Here is a 16,322-nt window from a genome sequence, read left to right as displayed (position 1 = left end):
CATCAAAGTGACGTAAAGCTCTGAAGCCTATTCCGATTACGTTTGATGGGGGCCCATGTTTACTTCAGGTATTCCGCCGTTCTGCCGTTCACCCTTATTTGACCCCTTGCATAATCGCTCACCACTTGCGGCAGAAGACGATGCTCCACCGCTTGAATCTTTTGTGTAAGTGATTCTTTCGTGTCCTTATCTTCAATCGTCACGGTCTCCTGTGCAATCACAGGTCCGGTGTCCATACCCTCATCGACAAAATGGACCGTTACGCCCGTGTGGGGCACCCCTGCTTCCAGGGCTTGTCCGATTGCATCCTTGCCCGGGAAGTTTGGAAGGAGAGAAGGATGCAAATTCAGGATCCTGCCGCGATACGGTTCGAGCAAAGTCGGCCCTACCAATCGCATGTATCCTGCCAACACGATAAAATCCACCTGCTTCGAGCGCAATTCTTCAAGAATCCTCGCTTCATACGAAGCTTTATCCGGATACTCTTTCGGAATTACAACCAGAACAGGCACTCCTGCTTGCTCCGCTCGACTCACGGCTTTCGCCTCCGGTTTGTCACAGACAACGAGCACAACCTGTGCTCCGCCTAACGTCCCTTCGGCTGCCCGATCCAGCAGCACCTGCAGGTTGCTCCCGCTGCCCGATGCAAATACCGCTATTCTTTTTTGTGTCTCTTGCCCGATCATGCTTCTTCCCCGATCCCTGGAATCGTAACCTCACGATTCCCCTTGACAATACGACCGATTTGATAAGCTCTTTCACCCAGACTGATTGCTTCCCTCATAAAATCGGCCGCCTGCTCTTCCGGAACGACAGCGATAAGTCCAATCCCCATATTGAATGTGCGGAACATATCGGTGGAAGAGATGTCTCCGGTTTTCTGGAGCACTTCGAAGATAGGCGGGACAGGCCAGGAGCCCAGATTCATCTCTACCCCGCATCCTTCAGGGAGTACGCGGGGAATATTTTCCCAGAAGCCGCCACCGGTAATGTGAACCAATCCACGGACATCGAACTTTTCGCATAGAGCAAGTCCATTTTTTACATAAATGCGGGTTGGGGCAAGCAGTTCTTCCCCGAGTGTTTTCGAAAGTCCAGGAATGTTCTGGTCTAATGAATAACCCGCTTCTTCCAGGAGAACCTTGCGCACCAAAGAGTAGCCGTTGGAGTGTACACCATTGGATGCCAGTCCGATTACGGCGTCACCCGGCTTGATCCGAGTGCCGTCGATCATCTTGCTCTTCTCGACGATTCCAACCGAAAATCCGGCAATGTCATATTCTCCGTCCGCATACATACCGGGCATTTCTGCTGTTTCACCGCCGACTAACGCACATCCTGCCTGCACACATCCATCTGCAATGCCTTTGACGATTTGTTCAGCCGTCTGCGGAACCAATTTGCCGGTTGCCAGATAATCAAGGAAAAATAAAGGCTCGGCACCCATGACCAGGATGTCGTTCACGCACATGGCCACCGCGTCGATGCCGATCGTGTCGTGTTTATCCATTTGAAAAGCGATTTTCAGCTTCGTGCCGACCCCATCAGTGCCTGATACAAGAATCGGTTCCTTGTACTTGCTGAGATCCAGTTGAAATCCGCCGCCGAATCCGCCCAAAGCAGTGATGACTTCAGGGCGGAACGTGCGGGCTACATGCGGTTTGATGCGGTCAACCGTCTCATTGCCTGCGTCAATGTTGACGCCCGCTCTTGCGTATGCATCGCTCATTGTTGACCCCTACCTTTCCAGCATGTGTTTTTCCAAGTCTTCATAGATTTCGGTCGGATACTGTCCGGTGAAACATGCGTTGCAATATTTATGGTTTGAGAAGTCTTCCACACCGAAGGCACGAAGCATGGCCTCTTCAGACAGGTAGGAAAGAGTATCCGCTCCGATATATTCACGGATCTCCCCGACCGATTTTGTCGCCGCGATAAGCTCTTCTCTCGCGGACGTATCGATCCCATAGTAACAACCATGCGTAACGGGCGGTGAGGAAATCCGCAGATGAACTTCCGTCGCTCCCGCATCCCGCAGCATTTCCACAATTCGTCTGGAGGTGGTGCCTCGAACGATCGAGTCGTCGATTAAAACAACTCTTTTCCCTTCGACAATCTTGCGAACTGCCGACAGCTTCAGTTTCACACCCCGCTCGCGAAGCTCCTGACTCGGCTGGATGAAGGTCCGGCCAATGTATTTGTTCTTGATCAGACCGATTTCATATGGGATACCGGTCTCTTCCGCATAGCCAATCGCGGCCGAAATCGAAGATTCCGGAACGCCAATCACAACGTCCGCCTCCACCGGGTGTTCCTTGGCAAGCAGTTTGCCCATTTTCTTCCGGACAGAGTGTACGTTAAACCCGTCAATATCCGAATCGGGACGGGCGAAATAGATATATTCAAACGTGCACAAAGCTTTCCTGGATGCAGTTGCAAACCTTTCCGAACGCAAACCGTCCTTGTCAATGATCAACATCTCGCCAGGTTCGACATCCCGGATATATTCCGCACCGATCGTATCAAACGCGCAAGTTTCGGAAGCCACCACATACGCCCCTTCAAACTGCCCCAACGCCATCGGGCGCAGACCGTGAGGGTCCCGCATCGCGAGCAGCTTGTCATCGCTCAGGATCAGGAACGCATAAGCACCTTTCACCACCGAAAGGGATTCCTTTACGTTCTCTTCGAGCGTGGGCAGACCCGACTTCGCAATCAGGTGAGCAACCACTTCCGTATCACTCGTTGTTTGGAAAATACTCCCCTGGCGTTCCAATCGTCCGTGAATCTGATACGCATTGGTCAGGTTCCCGTTATGGGCAAGGGCCATGTTCCCGCGCTGGAACCCAAACGTTAAAGGTTGTGCATTCGCAACCGAAGAATCTCCCGTGGTCGAATAACGAACGTGTCCGATCGCAGCATTTCCTTTTAAGGTTTCGAGTACGTCCTCATTGAAAACTTCCGATACAAGCCCCATGCCTTTATGGTGATGCATTTTGCGGCCCTCAACCGTGGCTATCCCGGCGCTTTCCTGGCCTCGGTGCTGCAAAGCGTAGAGCCCGTAATAGGTGAGCTCTGCCGCTTTATCATGACCAAAAATCCCAAACACTCCGCACTCTTCATGCCATTTGTCGGACATCATTTCATGATGCATGGGATGGTTCCCCTCCATGTGCTCTCAAGTTGGTCCACAGGCTGATCGACTACCGCTTGACCGTTGATTTTGATTACAAGGTTTTTGCCTTCTACGCGGCCGATACGGGCCACCGGAACACCTTGCTCCTGCACAAGCGCCTCAAACTCTGCCGCCTTGTCGGACGCGATTTCCAGAATGATGCGTGACGGGCTTTCCGAGAATAGGGCAAAATCGGCTCGCAGATCCGATTCCAACTCCACCGCTGCACCTTTTCCGCCTGCAATGGCAGACTCTGCAAGAGCGACCGCAAGACCGCCTTCGGCACAGTCATGAGCTGAACGGACAAGCCCTTTTTGAATCGCTGCCAGAGTCAATTTCTGAACCGCTCGTTCCAAGTTAAGATCAATGGCAGGAGATTTGCCCGCCACTTGACCGTGAACAGCCTTCAGGTATTCAGATCCGCCGAGATCGGCAGCGATAATCCCCGTTACATAAAGCAGGTTTCCTTCCTCTTTCCAGTCAGATGTGGTGATGTGGTCAATATCATGCACCAGCCCTACCATGCCGATGATTGGAGTCGGGTAAATATCTACACCGTTTGTTTCGTTGTAAAGCGATACGTTACCGGAAATAACAGGAGTTTCGAGTACCCGGCAGGCCTCGGACATGCCGTCGGCCGATTTTTCCAGTTGGTACATAATCTCCGGTTTCTCCGGATTGGAGTAATTCAAGCAGTCGGTTACGGCAAGCGGCTCGGCACCGGTACACACAACGTTTCGTGCAGCTTCCGCAATCGCCAGCTTCCCGCCCATTTCCGGATCGAGATATACATATCTGCCGTTGCCGTCCGTTTTCATCGCCAGGGCTTTGCGAGTGCCGCGAATCGAAACAACCGCTGCGTCAGAACCGGGTCGGACGACTGTGGATGTGCGAACCATATAGTCATATTGACGGTACACCCATTCTTTCGATGCAATGGTCGGCTGTCGCAATAAAGTGTGCAACGTTTCGTTCAAATCTTGCGGTGCTTGAAGTCCGTTCATATCGAAAGATTCCGTTTCATTCAAATAAGCCGGACGTTGTGAAGGACGATGGTAAACAGGTGCGTCATCGACCAGCGTGATTACCGGAATCTCTGCAGCCACTTTGTCGCCTTCCTTAATCCGCAGCATTCCGTCATCTGTCACTCGTCCGATTACAGTTGCTTCGAGACCCCATTTTTTGAAGATGTCTTCCGCGATATATTCCTTGCCGCTTTCCATCACAACGAGCATGCGCTCCTGCGATTCGGACAGCATGATTTCATACGGTGTCATTCCTTCCTCGCGGCGGGGAACGAGTGCTACGTCCAATTCAAGTCCGGATCCCGCCCGAGACGCCATTTCTGAAGAAGAAGAAGTCATCCCCGCTGCACCCATGTCCTGAATTCCGACAACAGCACCGGTTGCAATCAACTCCAGGCATGCTTCCAGCAGAAGCTTTTCCATAAACGGGTCGCCGACTTGTACCGCGGAACGTTCTTTGGAGTGCGGATCTTCCGCCGAAGCAAAAGTCGCACCGTGAATTCCATCCCGACCTGTACGAGCGCCGACCACCATCACCGGGTTGCCTACGCCGGAGGCGTTCCCTTTGGTGATCTTGTCTTGGTCAATCAAGCCAACACACATCGCGTTGACCAACGGATTGTGGGTGTAGCGATTATCAAACACAACTTCTCCTGCAACAGTCGGGATTCCAATACAGTTTCCGTATCCGGCAATCCCCTCAACCACATGGCCGAACAGATAACGGTTGTGTGCATTCTCCTCAATTTCACCAAAACGAAGCGAATTGAGCAGTGCCACCGGGCGGGCTCCCATTGTAAACACATCGCGGATAATCCCGCCCACGCCGGTCGCTGCACCTTGGTACGGTTCGATCGCGGATGGATGATTATGCGATTCAATTTTGAAAACAACAGCCTGGTTATCGCCGATGTCCACAATTCCTGCATTCTCGCCGGGCCCTTGCAGCACCCGTGGTCCGGATGTCGGGAACCGCTTCAATACAGGTTTTGAACTTTTGTAGGAACAGTGTTCAGACCACATCACCGAATAGATACCGGTCTCCACATAGTTGGGTTGGCGGCCCAACAAAGATACAATCTTTTGATATTCTTCATCGGTCAAACCGAATTTGCGATAAATTTTCTCGTCGGCAATCTGCTGCGCAGTCGGTTCCTTGCCATGCTCCGCTTGGACAGTCGCTTCTTTATGCGCCATGTTTCTCCCTCCATTTACGAAGAATTGATGTAAAGAGCGCACGGCCGTCGCTTGAGCCGAGCAAATCGTGAACCGCACGTTCCGGGTGCGGCATCATGCCAAGCACATTCCCCTGTTCATTGCAAATTCCTGCGATATTATCTACGGAACCGTTCGGATTTTTTCCGTAATATCGGAAGATGATCTGATTGTTCGCTTTCATCTTGGCAAGTGTTTGATCGTCCACAAAGTAGTTGCCTTCCCCGTGGGCAATCGGGATGTTGATCACTTGCCCTTTTTGATAATCCATTGTAAAAGCCGTATCCGCATTCTCCACCACAAGCGGTGAAATCTCACAGTTGAACTGAAGATGATTGTTGCGGCGGAGTGCACCGGGCAGCAAGCCAGACTCCGTTAAGATCTGAAATCCGTTGCAAATTCCGATGACAAGCTTTCCTTCTGCAGCCGCTTTTTTCACCTGTTCCATTACGGGTGAAAAGTTGGCAATCGCCCCGCAGCGAAGATAATCTCCATAAGAAAATCCGCCTGGCAGCATAATGCAGTCATATTCGGATAAATCGGTCTCATGGTGCCAAACCAAGTCAACCGGTTCCCCTAACACATCTTCAACTGCGTTGACTGTATCCATATCACAATTCGAACCTGGAAAAACAATGACCGCAAATTTCACGGGCTTACACCTCCGACAATACGAATGTGTAAGTCTCAATTACCGTGTTGACGAGAAGCTTTTCACACATTTCGGTAATGCGTTCTTCCGCCACTTTCTTGTCGGTGGTGTTCACTTTGACTTCAAGGAATTTGCCGATTCGAACATCTTCTACCTCGTCGTATCCCAAAGCATGCAAAGACTTGGTAACGGCCGACCCTTGCGGATCAAGTACAGACGCTTTCAGAGTCACATGAATTTTAGCCAGAATCATAATGCAAATCCCCCTAATCTCCGTAAAATTTCTTCATATGCTTCTTCCACCGAACCGAGATCGCGACGGAAGCGGTCCTTATCGAGCTTTTCTTTCGTATCGGCATCCCAGAACCGGCAGGTGTCCGGTGAGATCTCGTCTGCCAAAATCAGATTGCCATCCGTATCTATGCCAAACTCAAGTTTGAAGTCAACCAACAGCAGGTTTTTGTCTGCCAAAAAGGCTTTCAGGTACACGTTGATTTCCCGAGCCATTTGTTCAAGTTCTGCAACCTGTTCAGGTGTTGCCAGTTCGAGAACGTCGACGTGGGAGTGATTAATCAGCGGATCTCCCAATTCATCGTTCTTGTAATACAATTCGACTACCGTTTTTGGAAGAATCGTTCCTTCTTCCCAGCCAATGCGCTTGGCGAGCGAACCGGCCGCAATATTGCGGACAACCACTTCAAGCGGCACAATCCGAACCTTCTTCACGAGCATTTCCCGTTCCGAAAGGGTCTCAATATAATGGGTGGGAATTCCTTTCGCTTCAAGCATTTTGAAGAAAATGGAGGTAATCCGGTTGTTCAATACTCCTTTACCGGCAATTGTTCCCTTCTTCTCCCCGTTGAACGCGGTTGCATCATCTTTGTATTCCACAATGACTTGGCTTTCATCATCTGTGAGAAAAACTTTTTTCGCTTTTCCCTCGTATAACATTTCCCTTTTGACGGACATACGCTGTTCCCCCTCCTTGAGTGGCTTATGTGTGCATGCCTTCTTATGTGAACGGGTAGCTTACTTCCCGATGTGACGGAGCAATTTGCTGGCGATGCCGGTGTAGGAAGCCGGTGTCATTTTTAGCAGACGGGCTTTGTCATCAGACGGCAAATCCAGGCTTTCGATAAAAGTGCGCATCACTTCTGCATCCACTTTTGTTCCTCGGGTCAGATCCTTCAGTTTCTCATATGGGTTGTCATGCCCGTTCTTACGCATGACAGTTTGAATTGCTTCCCCTAGTACTTCCCAATTCTGATCCAAATCTCTCGCAAGCACGTCTTCATTCACCGACAACTGTTTCAAACCGCGCAGTGCGGCTTGAATTGAGATTACTGAATGTGCGATTCCCACCCCAATGTTCCGGAGTGCGGAAGAATCGGTCAGATCCCGCTGCATTCTGGAGATCGGGAGCTTGAGTGCCAGATGTTCCAACACCGCGTTGCTCATTCCCAGATTCGCTTCCGAGTTTTCGAAATTGATCGGGTTCACTTTATGCGGCATCGTGGAAGAACCGACTTCTCCGGCGACCGTATGTTGTTTGAAGTACCCAAAAGAAATATAAGACCAGATGTCGCGGTCAAAATCAATTGCAATACTGTTGAACCGGGAGATCGCCATAAAGGCTTCCGCCAAATAATCATGCGACTCGATCTGGGTGGTCAGCGGATTGTAGGTGAGCCCCAAGCTTTCCACAAAGGATTTGGCGATATCTTCCCACGGAGCATCTGGATAAGCGGACACATGAGCATTGAAGTTCCCCACAGCACCGTTGAATTTGCCCAAGTATTCAAGATTCCTTACTTGATCCAACTGACGCTGCCATCTTCTCACAAAAACGGCCAGTTCCTTTCCGACAGTGGTAGGACTAGCAGGTTGTCCATGCGTATGCGCGAGCATCGGCACATTTCGGGTTTGATCCGCGAAGTCCGCTACGGCAGAGACCAATTTTTCCGCAAGCGGCAGCCAGATCTGGCCGATTGCCCCCTGAAGCATTAATCCATATGCAAGGTTATTGATATCTTCCGATGTACAGCAGAAATGCACGAACTCCGCAACGTCTGCAAGCGATGTATCCTTGATATGGCGTTTGATATAATACTCGACTGCTTTGACGTCATGTTTCGTCGTTGCTTCGATCTCTTTGACTTCCATCGAGGCGGCTTCATCAAAATCAGCCGCTAATTTCCGCAGAAACTGAATCTCCTGTTCGGTGAAGGAACGAACATCTTTGATCCAGTCGATTTGTGACATCGCAATCAGCCACTCCACTTCCACGTGAACCCGGTACTTAATGAGAGCCCACTCGGAGACAAAGTCTCCCAACTCGCCTGCTTGATCCCGATATCGTCCGTCTAACGGGGAAATTGCTTTAATCGCCATATTCGCATACTTCCTTTCATATCGCTACCTGGCACCTTGGTGCCTTGGCGCGACTTGTGCTCTATGAGTGCCAAATTCGAAGTTTATCTATAGTTTCCAAGGCCTCTTCGATACTTTGTGCAAGCACGTTCAAGTGGCCCATTTTACGCTTTTCTTTTGCTTCCTCTTTGCCGTAAAGGTGAAGTTTGATTCCATTCGCGAGAAGATCCATCTTCTCAAGCACCGGCTGCAGATGTTCCCCCAGGATATTCACCATCACCACCGGGGTCAGCAGTGTCGTATCCCCCAGAGGCAAATTGCATACAGCCCGTACATGTTGTTCAAACTGCGACGTAACACAAGAGTCCATTGTGTAGTGACCGGAGTTGTGCGGTCGGGGCGCCAGTTCGTTCACAAGCAGCGTCCCTTCTTTCCAGAACATTTCTACCGCGATCAGTCCAATCACGTCCAGTTTTTCAGCGATCCTCCGAGCCAATTCCTGTGCCAGACGATCCGCTTCCTCCGAAATCCTCGCAGGTACAATCGACAGATGAAGAATATTCTCACGGTGGACATTTTCGGCTGTAGGAAACGTCCGCACTTCCTCGCTTGGATTTCGAGCCGCGATGACCGAAAGTTCCTTGTCAAAATTGACCCATCCCTCGAGCACCAACTCTTTTTTGCCTGCCCCAAGTGTTTCCCACGCCGTTTCTATCTCTTCCGCTTGCCGCAGGACATACTGTCCTTTTCCGTCATAGCCCCCTGTCGCGGTCTTCAGCACACAGGGTAGCCCCAGTTCGGAAACGGATTTTTTCAGATCCTCGCGGGAATAAACAGGCCGCCAGGGAGCAACCGGAATACCAATTGACTCAAGAGCCGTTTTTTCACGAATACGGTGCCGGGTGATATGGAGAACATGTCCTCCTTGCGGCAAATACGCTTCCTGTTCCAAGACCCGCACCATTTCGTCACTTACATTTTCAAACTCGTATGTAATGACGTTGGAGCAGCGAGCCATTTGACGGGCAACGTTGACATCATCAAGCGGACCTACAAAGTTCTTATCTGCCACTTGCGCGCACGGCGAGTCCTCTGTGGGATCCATTACAGCGATCCGGTATCCCATCTCACGAGCCTTTAGCGCAATCATACGGCCCAATTGCCCACCGCCGAGAATTCCGATCGTTGAGCCGGGAAGAATCTTTTGTCCGGTCCCAGTCATGTCAAATCCCCGCTTTCAATCACACGCTGCCGGATTTCCGCCCGTCGTTTCTCAAGAAGCTCCCGAATTTCAGGTCGAGTCGTTCCAAGAATCTGAGCGGCTAAAAGCCCTGCATTGGCAGCACCCGCTTTCCCAATCGCCACAGTCGCCACCGGAACTCCTGCCGGCATCTGTACAATGGACAATAATGAATCGAGCCCATTGAGCGCGGCAGATTTTACCGGAACACCAAGGACTGGCAGCACAGTTTTGGCAGCAACCATTCCCGGCAGATGCGCAGCGCCGCCTGCCCCTGCAATGATCACTTCGAGCCCGCGCTCGACTGCGGTCTCCGCATATTCAAACATCAGATCGGGTGTGCGATGGGCCGATACCACCTTTTTCTCGTAGGGAATTTGCAGTTCATCAAGAATTGCACACGCTTCCCGCATCGTCTCCCAGTCGGACTGGCTGCCCATGATTACACCTACCAGCGGTTTCAGCATCCCGGTACCTCCTTTTATCTAAACGACATTCCTTATTGTTCCAATATCTCCGAAAAAAATAGAAGCCCACAACGAGCAAGTTTCTTCTCGTGAGCGAGCGAAACCTGCCCGCCTGGGCTTTTATCCCTTCGGTGTCACGCCGCTCAACGGCATGCGTATCGCTCGGACCAGACATCAACCCCACCCAAAAAGCACCAATCACGCTGTGAAAAGCCTGAATGGTGCACCGCCAAAAATGATGGGTGCTGACCGGAACCCTAGATACTCTTTCGGCTCGTAGTCCGGTTATTTACGGTAACCGGGTAGATACTTTCGGGCCATATTCCCGAGGATATACGAGTGAATATTCGTTTTGCAATGCGTTCTACATACAGTGTACCAATCCGGGATACGGGTGTCAACGCAAAAGGCGAACGTTTTGACCCCTCTGTAACAAAACGTTCGGAAGTTGCTTTTTCCTTTTACCAGACGTTATTTTTGAGCGGACGGACATTCCTGAGAAAATTAAAAAGCGTATGCCTGGTTTGGCATATGCTTTTTAAGGGATGGAGAAAGTTATGATTGGTTTTCGCCAAAACGATCTAACAGAAACTTGTATGTACGTTCCATCTCCGGAAAATATCTTTTGATGTGATTATAGATTCTTAATGCCGTTTCTTCAGCATACACATGAGAAGTCTCATTGCAATCTTTCAACATCTGGAGCCACGCAGTCTCATCAGACAGCCAGTGCGCTTGAAAAGCCCGTTGTAATGTTTCACGGGGAGTGTTGGTTTGTATCCCTTCATTAGCAAGTAATCTCTTAAGTGTTTTCCAATATAACTCAATTGCAAATTCAAATCTTTGGATAGTACCATCAACAGCCAATAATGAATCTTCCGGCACCTGCAATGCTTCTCGCAATCTTTCCAAAGCTTTCCCCAGATTTAATAAGCTTTGAACGGATTTAGATTCGTTCATAGAGAACCTTCCCTTCTTGCGTAATTTTTTTCTTTAACTCGGGTGGAGCCTCTTCCCATCGAATTACATCCATCGAAAGCAATGTATCAATTTGCTCCAACGAAATTAAAAGTTCCAGCCATTGCCGTTGATTCAACTGGGGAGCTTCAATAGCCAAGTCGATATCGGAGCGTTCATCAGCGTCCCCTCTTGCCCGGGAGCCAAACAAGGTGACGCGCAACACCTCCGACTGTGCAGAAAATGCCTTTATCAATTGCTCCCGAAGATGTTCTTTGATGAACATACTAATCCTCCTTTTGAAAAAACGGCACCCTAAGTGATACAAGGTGCCGTCTCCTTTATTTACAGAGAACCTGTTTTCTCGTATTTCTCAGCCAACAGGTCAATTTCCTTTTTTAATTCTGCTACCAGATCCTTCTCCGGTACTTTACGAACGATCTCCCCATGGCGGAACAGCAGGCCTTCGCCAACCGAACCGGCAATTCCAATATCCGCTTCCTTCGCTTCACCGGGTCCGTTTACCGCACATCCCAGCACGGAAACTTTAATCGGTGCCCTGATCTTGGAGAGATACTCCTCAATCTCATTTGCGACACTGATCAGGTCAATTTCAATCCGCCCACATGTCGGACAGGATACGAGTGTTGCCGCATTGGAGACCAAGCCAAATGTCTTCAAGAGTTCACGCGCGACCTTGATCTCTTCGACCGGATCGGCGCTCAGTGAGACACGAACGGTATTCCCGATTCCCATCGACAGCAAAGTTCCAAGACCCGCTGCACTCTTCACGGTTCCCGCGAACAAGGTGCCGGATTCCGTAATTCCCAAGTGCAGGGGGTAGTCGAAGGACTCGGCCGCTTTTTTATAAGCTTCAATTGCCAGCGGTACATCTGATGCTTTCATCGAGACGATGATGTTTTGAAAATCAAGATCCTCCAGAATCCGAATATGGTGCAGCGCACTTTCCAACATCCCCTCGGCGGTTGGGTATCCGTATTTGTCGAGAATATGCTTTTCAAGGGAACCGGCGTTCACCCCGATTCGAATCGGGATGTTGCGCTCCTTGCAAGCTTTTACAACCGCTTCCACTCTCTCCCGGCGTCCTATGTTTCCAGGATTGATGCGAACCTTATCGATCCCGTTTTCAATCGCTTTTAAAGCCAGCTTATAGTCAAAATGAATATCCGCCACCAGCGGAATCGAAATCTCTTTTTTAATATCCTTGATCGCTGCCGCAGCTTCCTCGTTATTTACGGTAACGCGGACCACTTGACAACCGGCCTCTTCCAGCCGGTGAATCTGCTCGACCGTGGCCTTTACATCATGGGTTTTGGTCATCGTCATACTTTGAATAATCACCTGATCGCTGCCGCCGATCGTCACATTGCCCACCTGTACGGGGCGCGTTTCTTTTCTTAGGTACATAAAGAACAGTCTCCAATCTGTAAGATGTTCGTTACCTATTATACTCGTTCACAAAAAAATGGGCCAGTGCAATCGACCAACACAATTTGGTTAAGTCAAGCCTTGTCCGAATTCGGTGAAAATGAGAAAATACAATTCACAAGGGGGTGATATACAATGGAAGAGCAACAAGATCTGCTGTTGCGGGTACTTCAAGAGATAACCGGACTCCGCAGCGAGTTGAAAGAAGAGACTGCCAAACTGCGAAGCGAGCTGAAAGGGATGCGAAAGGCATTCAAGAAGGAAATCGTCGGTCTGCGGAATGAGATGCATGATGAGTTTATTCTTACCCGCACGGAGACTGCCCATCGTTTTGACAGACTCGAAGAAACTATCGATATTCTTTCTGTTAAAGTTAACGAAAACAGCCAAAGCATACAGGATCTGACGCAAACCTCAGCTTAACCCCGAGAGTCGTTTACCCACACATTATTCCCCCGAGGCAAATTGCTTCATCGGGTTTCTACAATCGCATGAACGTCAAAAACAGCCCGGTGATGATCGGGCTGTTTTATCATTTAAGTTTATTCCCCGCCGAGAAAAACATAGCGGGCCAGAATAAATACAGTCAGCAACCACATCATCCAATGAATTTTTACTTTCTCCTTGCGAACCAGATTATTCGCCAGAGCAAGCAGAACGAAGAATACGATGCCTGCGGAGATCCCGTTTGCAATCGAATAGGTAAACGGCATCAACACAATCGTCAAGAACGCCGGAATCGCATAAATCATATTTTCAAAATCAATCTTCTTCACCGCGTTCATCATCAGTACACCAACGATAATCAAAGCAGGGGCTTCCGCGGGAGTCGGAATGACAGCAACAAACGGAGCTAATACGAACAGCGATGCCAGGAAAAGCAAACCGGTAGTAACCGAGGTAAGACCCGTCCGGCCACCAGCCGCAATCCCGCTGGCACTTTCGACATATGCAGTGATGGTCGAAGTTCCAAGAAGCGCCCCTAAAGATACACCGCCCGCATCCACCAGCATCGCACGGCCGAGTTTCTTTTGGCCATCCGGGCGATCGAGCAGGCCCGTTTTGCCGGCGGTTCCGACCAATGTGCCGAAGGTATCAAACAGCTCAACGAATGTAAATACCAAGATCACTTCAAACAAACCAACCGCTAACGCCCCTGAGATATCCAACTCACCGACATTAAGATTGGAGAAGTCCGGCAGGAACGGCGTTTTGCCAAACAGTTCGGTTTGAGTTACACCTAACGGAATCCCGATCAGGGCAGTCAGCACAATCCCGAACAGCAGCGCACCCTGGACCCGAAGGGCCACCAGCAGGGCTGTCAACACCAGACCGATCAAGCAAAGCAGTGCTCCCTTATCATGAACAAAATTGGCCAGCAGCAGGTTCCATTCAAAATGAAGCAGGTTTACGGGAGTCGGAGCTCCTCCCACCGCTTTGTCGATGGCACCGGTTGAAGGCCCTCCATTGGTGAGGAACTGAACGTTCATAAGCCCGCCGATTTTCAGGCCGATGATCGTAATAAACAAACCGATTCCGACCGTGATCGCATGCTTGAGCGAATCAGGAACCGCTTCTACCAGAATCTGTCGAACTTTTGTTATCGTCAAAATGATAAAGATGATACCCGATAGGAATACAGCGCCAAGCGCAACCTGCCAAGTCATAATTCCAGTGTTTTGGGCGGCTACAACAGCAAAGTATGCGTTAAGCCCCATTCCCGGTGCCAACGCGACGGGGAAATTTACGAACAACCCCATAGCCAGTGTAACGAGTCCGGCACCTACTGCCGTTGCAAAGAAAATCGCGTTCTTGTCCATTCCGGTTCCGGCTAAAATCGCCGGGTTCAGGAACAAAATATAGGCCATTGTCACATATGTGGTAAATCCAGCGATAATCTCAGTCCGAACGTTGGTGTTGTACTCACGAAGTTGAAACAAACGTTCCAACATGCTGCTTCCTCCTCTCTAAGACCCCTTATTTATGTAAAAACGAGAGTGGGATTACTCCCACTCGATCGTTGCGGGCGGTTTCGAAGTAATGTCGTAGACTATCCGGTTTACATTCGGGACTTCATTTACCAGTCGAGTCGAAAGTCTTTCCAGAACATCGTACGGAATCCGTGCCCAATCGGCAGTCATTCCGTCTTTTGAAGTGACCGCGCGAATTCCGATCGTATAAGCGTATGTTCTTTCGTCCCCCATGACTCCTACGCTCTTAATGTCCGGCAGTGCTGCAAAATACTGCCAGATCTTACGGTCCAAACCGGAACGTTTAATTTCATCCCGGACCACCCAGTCGGCTTCTTTCAATAACTCCAGCTTGTCTTCCGTTACCTCGCCGATGATCCGAATCGCAAGTCCAGGCCCCGGGAACGGTTGACGCCATACGATGTCGTCCGCAATTCCCAGCTCAGTGCCGAGTGCACGAACTTCATCTTTAAATAATGTCTTCAGGGGCTCTACCAGCTTAAACTGCATATCTTCAGGCAAACCGCCAACGTTATGGTGAGACTTGATAGTAGCGGCCGTTGCCGTACCGCTTTCGACGATATCTGTGTAAAGGGTGCCCTGGGCCAGAAAGTCGAAGTGACCGAGCTTCTTCGATTCTTCCTCAAACACTCGGATAAATTCTTCACCGATAATCTTGCGCTTTCGTTCCGGATCGGTGACCCCCGCCAAGCGGCCCAAAAACCGTTCTTTCGCATCGATCTTGACCACATTCATCTTGAATTCCTGTGTGAATGTTTGCATCACCAGTTCAGCTTCGTTCTTTCTTAACAGACCGTGGTCAACAAACATACAGGTCAAGTTGTCACCGATTGCCCGATGCACAAGCACGGCCGCCACAGATGAATCGACACCGCCGGAAAGAGCACAAAGAACTTTTTTATCCCCGACTTGAGCTCGAATTTCCGCAATCGCTTCATCCACATAGGAACCCATCGTCCACAGTCCTTTGCAGCCGCAAACTTCATACAAGAAGTTTTTCAGCATGTCCTGACCGTAGATCGAATGATTCACTTCCGGGTGGAACTGAACGGCATACAGTTTGCGTTCAGAGTCACTCATTGCTGCAACAGGTGCATGGTCGGTCGAAGCATCCACCTGAAACCCGTTTGGAGGTGCCAGAACAAGGTCGCTGTGACTCATCCACACCTGTTGTTTTGTTGGTTGATCCTTGTATAATACTGCATCCGATCGCACTTCAATCATGGCCTTCCCGTATTCCCGAACGGCCGCACGCTCCACTTTCGCATCATAATGATGTGCCATCAACTGCATTCCGTAACAAATACCGAGTATTGGAATCCCAAGTTCAAAAATGGCCGGGTCGACCTTCGGAGATCCCTCTCCATACACGGAATTGGGTCCGCCCGAGAAAACGATGCCTTTCACATTCATCGCCTTTATTTCATCGGCCGTTACTGTCGGCGGCAGCAGCTCCGAGTATACATTCAATTCGCGAATCCGGCGGGTGATCAATTGGTTATATTGTCCGCCAAAATCCAGTACAACAACGGATTCATGTTCTTTCATTCTAAAGTACGCCCCCCGAAATATAAAAAAATAACACCAGAGTCCCTCGTGAAACCTCTCCACTAGCATTAGCAAAGATTAACAGTCACATACGAGGCGAATCAGGTGTTCATCAGTGATGTACGAACAACCGCCCCGTAGTCAAGTCATTTCCGGTGACTTGGTAGAGACTGCCGAGCCATATTCCCGGCATTATACGAGCCTGTTTTTCGACATCATTTTACCCGAACGTT

At 49.9% G+C, this 16,322-nt stretch carries 16 protein-coding genes and 2 riboswitches; of the genes, 1 reads left to right on the top strand and 15 read right to left on the bottom strand.

Features of this window, described 5'->3' with window-relative positions; genetic code table 11:
- Positions 1-59: 59 nt before the first annotated feature.
- The 13 genes from purN to ispG all read right to left on the bottom strand — a co-directional run bounded on the left by purN (position 60) and on the right by ispG (position 12,529).
- Entirely contained in the window at positions 60-686 is a 627-nt protein-coding gene (gene purN, locus ACFO8Q_RS05930; protein WP_380024805.1) for a phosphoribosylglycinamide formyltransferase, read from the bottom strand.
- Positions 683-1,729: a phosphoribosylformylglycinamidine cyclo-ligase gene (purM, locus tag ACFO8Q_RS05925; protein ID WP_380024804.1), complete on the bottom strand. Its 1,047-nt coding sequence runs from the start codon at positions 1,727-1,729 to the stop codon at positions 683-685. The genes purN and purM overlap by 4 nt, the downstream gene beginning before the upstream one ends.
- A gap of 9 nt (positions 1,730-1,738) precedes the next feature.
- On the bottom strand, positions 1,739-3,154 hold the full coding sequence (purF, locus tag ACFO8Q_RS05920; protein ID WP_380024803.1) for an amidophosphoribosyltransferase: 1,416 nt from the start codon (positions 3,152-3,154) through the stop codon (positions 1,739-1,741).
- Positions 3,139-5,397 (bottom strand): phosphoribosylformylglycinamidine synthase subunit PurL, encoded by a 2,259-nt coding sequence (purL, locus tag ACFO8Q_RS05915; protein WP_380024802.1) that lies wholly within the window; start codon positions 5,395-5,397, stop codon positions 3,139-3,141. The genes purF and purL overlap by 16 nt, the downstream gene beginning before the upstream one ends.
- Positions 5,387-6,067, bottom strand: a complete 681-nt coding sequence (gene purQ, locus ACFO8Q_RS05910; RefSeq protein WP_380024801.1) for a phosphoribosylformylglycinamidine synthase subunit PurQ — start codon at positions 6,065-6,067, stop codon at positions 5,387-5,389. The genes purL and purQ overlap by 11 nt, the downstream gene beginning before the upstream one ends.
- 4 nt (positions 6,068-6,071) lie before the next feature.
- The gene (gene purS, locus ACFO8Q_RS05905) at positions 6,072-6,320 is read right to left on the bottom strand and encodes a phosphoribosylformylglycinamidine synthase subunit PurS (RefSeq protein ID WP_380024800.1); all 249 of its coding nucleotides are present in this window, start codon (positions 6,318-6,320) and stop codon (positions 6,072-6,074) included.
- Complete coding sequence (gene purC / locus ACFO8Q_RS05900) at positions 6,317-7,036, bottom strand: phosphoribosylaminoimidazolesuccinocarboxamide synthase (RefSeq protein WP_380024799.1); 720 nt, start codon at positions 7,034-7,036, stop codon at positions 6,317-6,319. Before purC ends, purS begins: the two co-directional genes overlap by 4 nt.
- 60 nt (positions 7,037-7,096) lie before the next feature.
- On the bottom strand, positions 7,097-8,458 hold the full coding sequence (gene purB, locus ACFO8Q_RS05895; RefSeq protein ID WP_380024798.1) for an adenylosuccinate lyase: 1,362 nt from the start codon (positions 8,456-8,458) through the stop codon (positions 7,097-7,099).
- A 61-nt stretch (positions 8,459-8,519) separates the two neighbouring features.
- Entirely contained in the window at positions 8,520-9,659 is a 1,140-nt protein-coding gene (purK, locus tag ACFO8Q_RS05890) for a 5-(carboxyamino)imidazole ribonucleotide synthase (RefSeq protein WP_380024797.1), read from the bottom strand.
- On the bottom strand, positions 9,656-10,144 hold the full coding sequence (gene purE, locus ACFO8Q_RS05885) for a 5-(carboxyamino)imidazole ribonucleotide mutase (protein WP_380024796.1): 489 nt from the start codon (positions 10,142-10,144) through the stop codon (positions 9,656-9,658). The genes purK and purE overlap by 4 nt, the downstream gene beginning before the upstream one ends.
- Before the next feature lie 257 nt (positions 10,145-10,401).
- Positions 10,402-10,503, bottom strand: a riboswitch (purine riboswitch).
- A 196-nt stretch (positions 10,504-10,699) separates the two neighbouring features.
- Complete coding sequence (locus ACFO8Q_RS05880) at positions 10,700-11,104, bottom strand: HI0074 family nucleotidyltransferase substrate-binding subunit (protein WP_380024795.1); 405 nt, start codon at positions 11,102-11,104, stop codon at positions 10,700-10,702.
- Positions 11,091-11,387, bottom strand: a complete 297-nt coding sequence (locus tag ACFO8Q_RS05875; RefSeq protein WP_380024794.1) for a nucleotidyltransferase domain-containing protein — start codon at positions 11,385-11,387, stop codon at positions 11,091-11,093. Before ACFO8Q_RS05875 ends, ACFO8Q_RS05880 begins: the two co-directional genes overlap by 14 nt.
- Before the next feature lie 59 nt (positions 11,388-11,446).
- Positions 11,447-12,529, bottom strand: coding sequence for a flavodoxin-dependent (E)-4-hydroxy-3-methylbut-2-enyl-diphosphate synthase (gene ispG / locus ACFO8Q_RS05870; protein ID WP_380024793.1), 1,083 nt, complete (start codon positions 12,527-12,529; stop codon positions 11,447-11,449).
- A 156-nt stretch (positions 12,530-12,685) separates the two neighbouring features.
- Here ispG and ACFO8Q_RS05865 point away from each other — a divergent pair, with 156 nt between their 5' ends.
- Positions 12,686-12,973, top strand: coding sequence for a hypothetical protein (locus ACFO8Q_RS05865; RefSeq protein ID WP_380024792.1), 288 nt, complete (start codon positions 12,686-12,688; stop codon positions 12,971-12,973).
- A 119-nt stretch (positions 12,974-13,092) separates the two neighbouring features.
- Here the strand turns inward: ACFO8Q_RS05865 and ACFO8Q_RS05860 are convergent, their stop codons facing one another.
- Positions 13,093-14,499 (bottom strand): NCS2 family permease, encoded by a 1,407-nt coding sequence (locus tag ACFO8Q_RS05860; RefSeq protein WP_380024828.1) that lies wholly within the window; start codon positions 14,497-14,499, stop codon positions 13,093-13,095.
- Positions 14,500-14,553: 54 nt separating this feature from the next.
- Positions 14,554-16,089: a glutamine-hydrolyzing GMP synthase gene (gene guaA / locus ACFO8Q_RS05855; RefSeq protein WP_380024791.1), complete on the bottom strand. Its 1,536-nt coding sequence runs from the start codon at positions 16,087-16,089 to the stop codon at positions 14,554-14,556.
- A 118-nt stretch (positions 16,090-16,207) separates the two neighbouring features.
- Positions 16,208-16,309: riboswitch (purine riboswitch) on the bottom strand.
- Positions 16,310-16,322: the final 13 nt, after the last annotated feature.

The organism is Effusibacillus consociatus, assembly GCF_042652925.1.
GTDB lineage: Bacteria > Bacillota > Bacilli > Tumebacillales > Effusibacillaceae > Effusibacillus > Effusibacillus consociatus.
The sequence above is the reverse complement of the archived record's forward strand: the minus strand, read 5'-3'. Positions and strand labels throughout refer to the sequence as shown.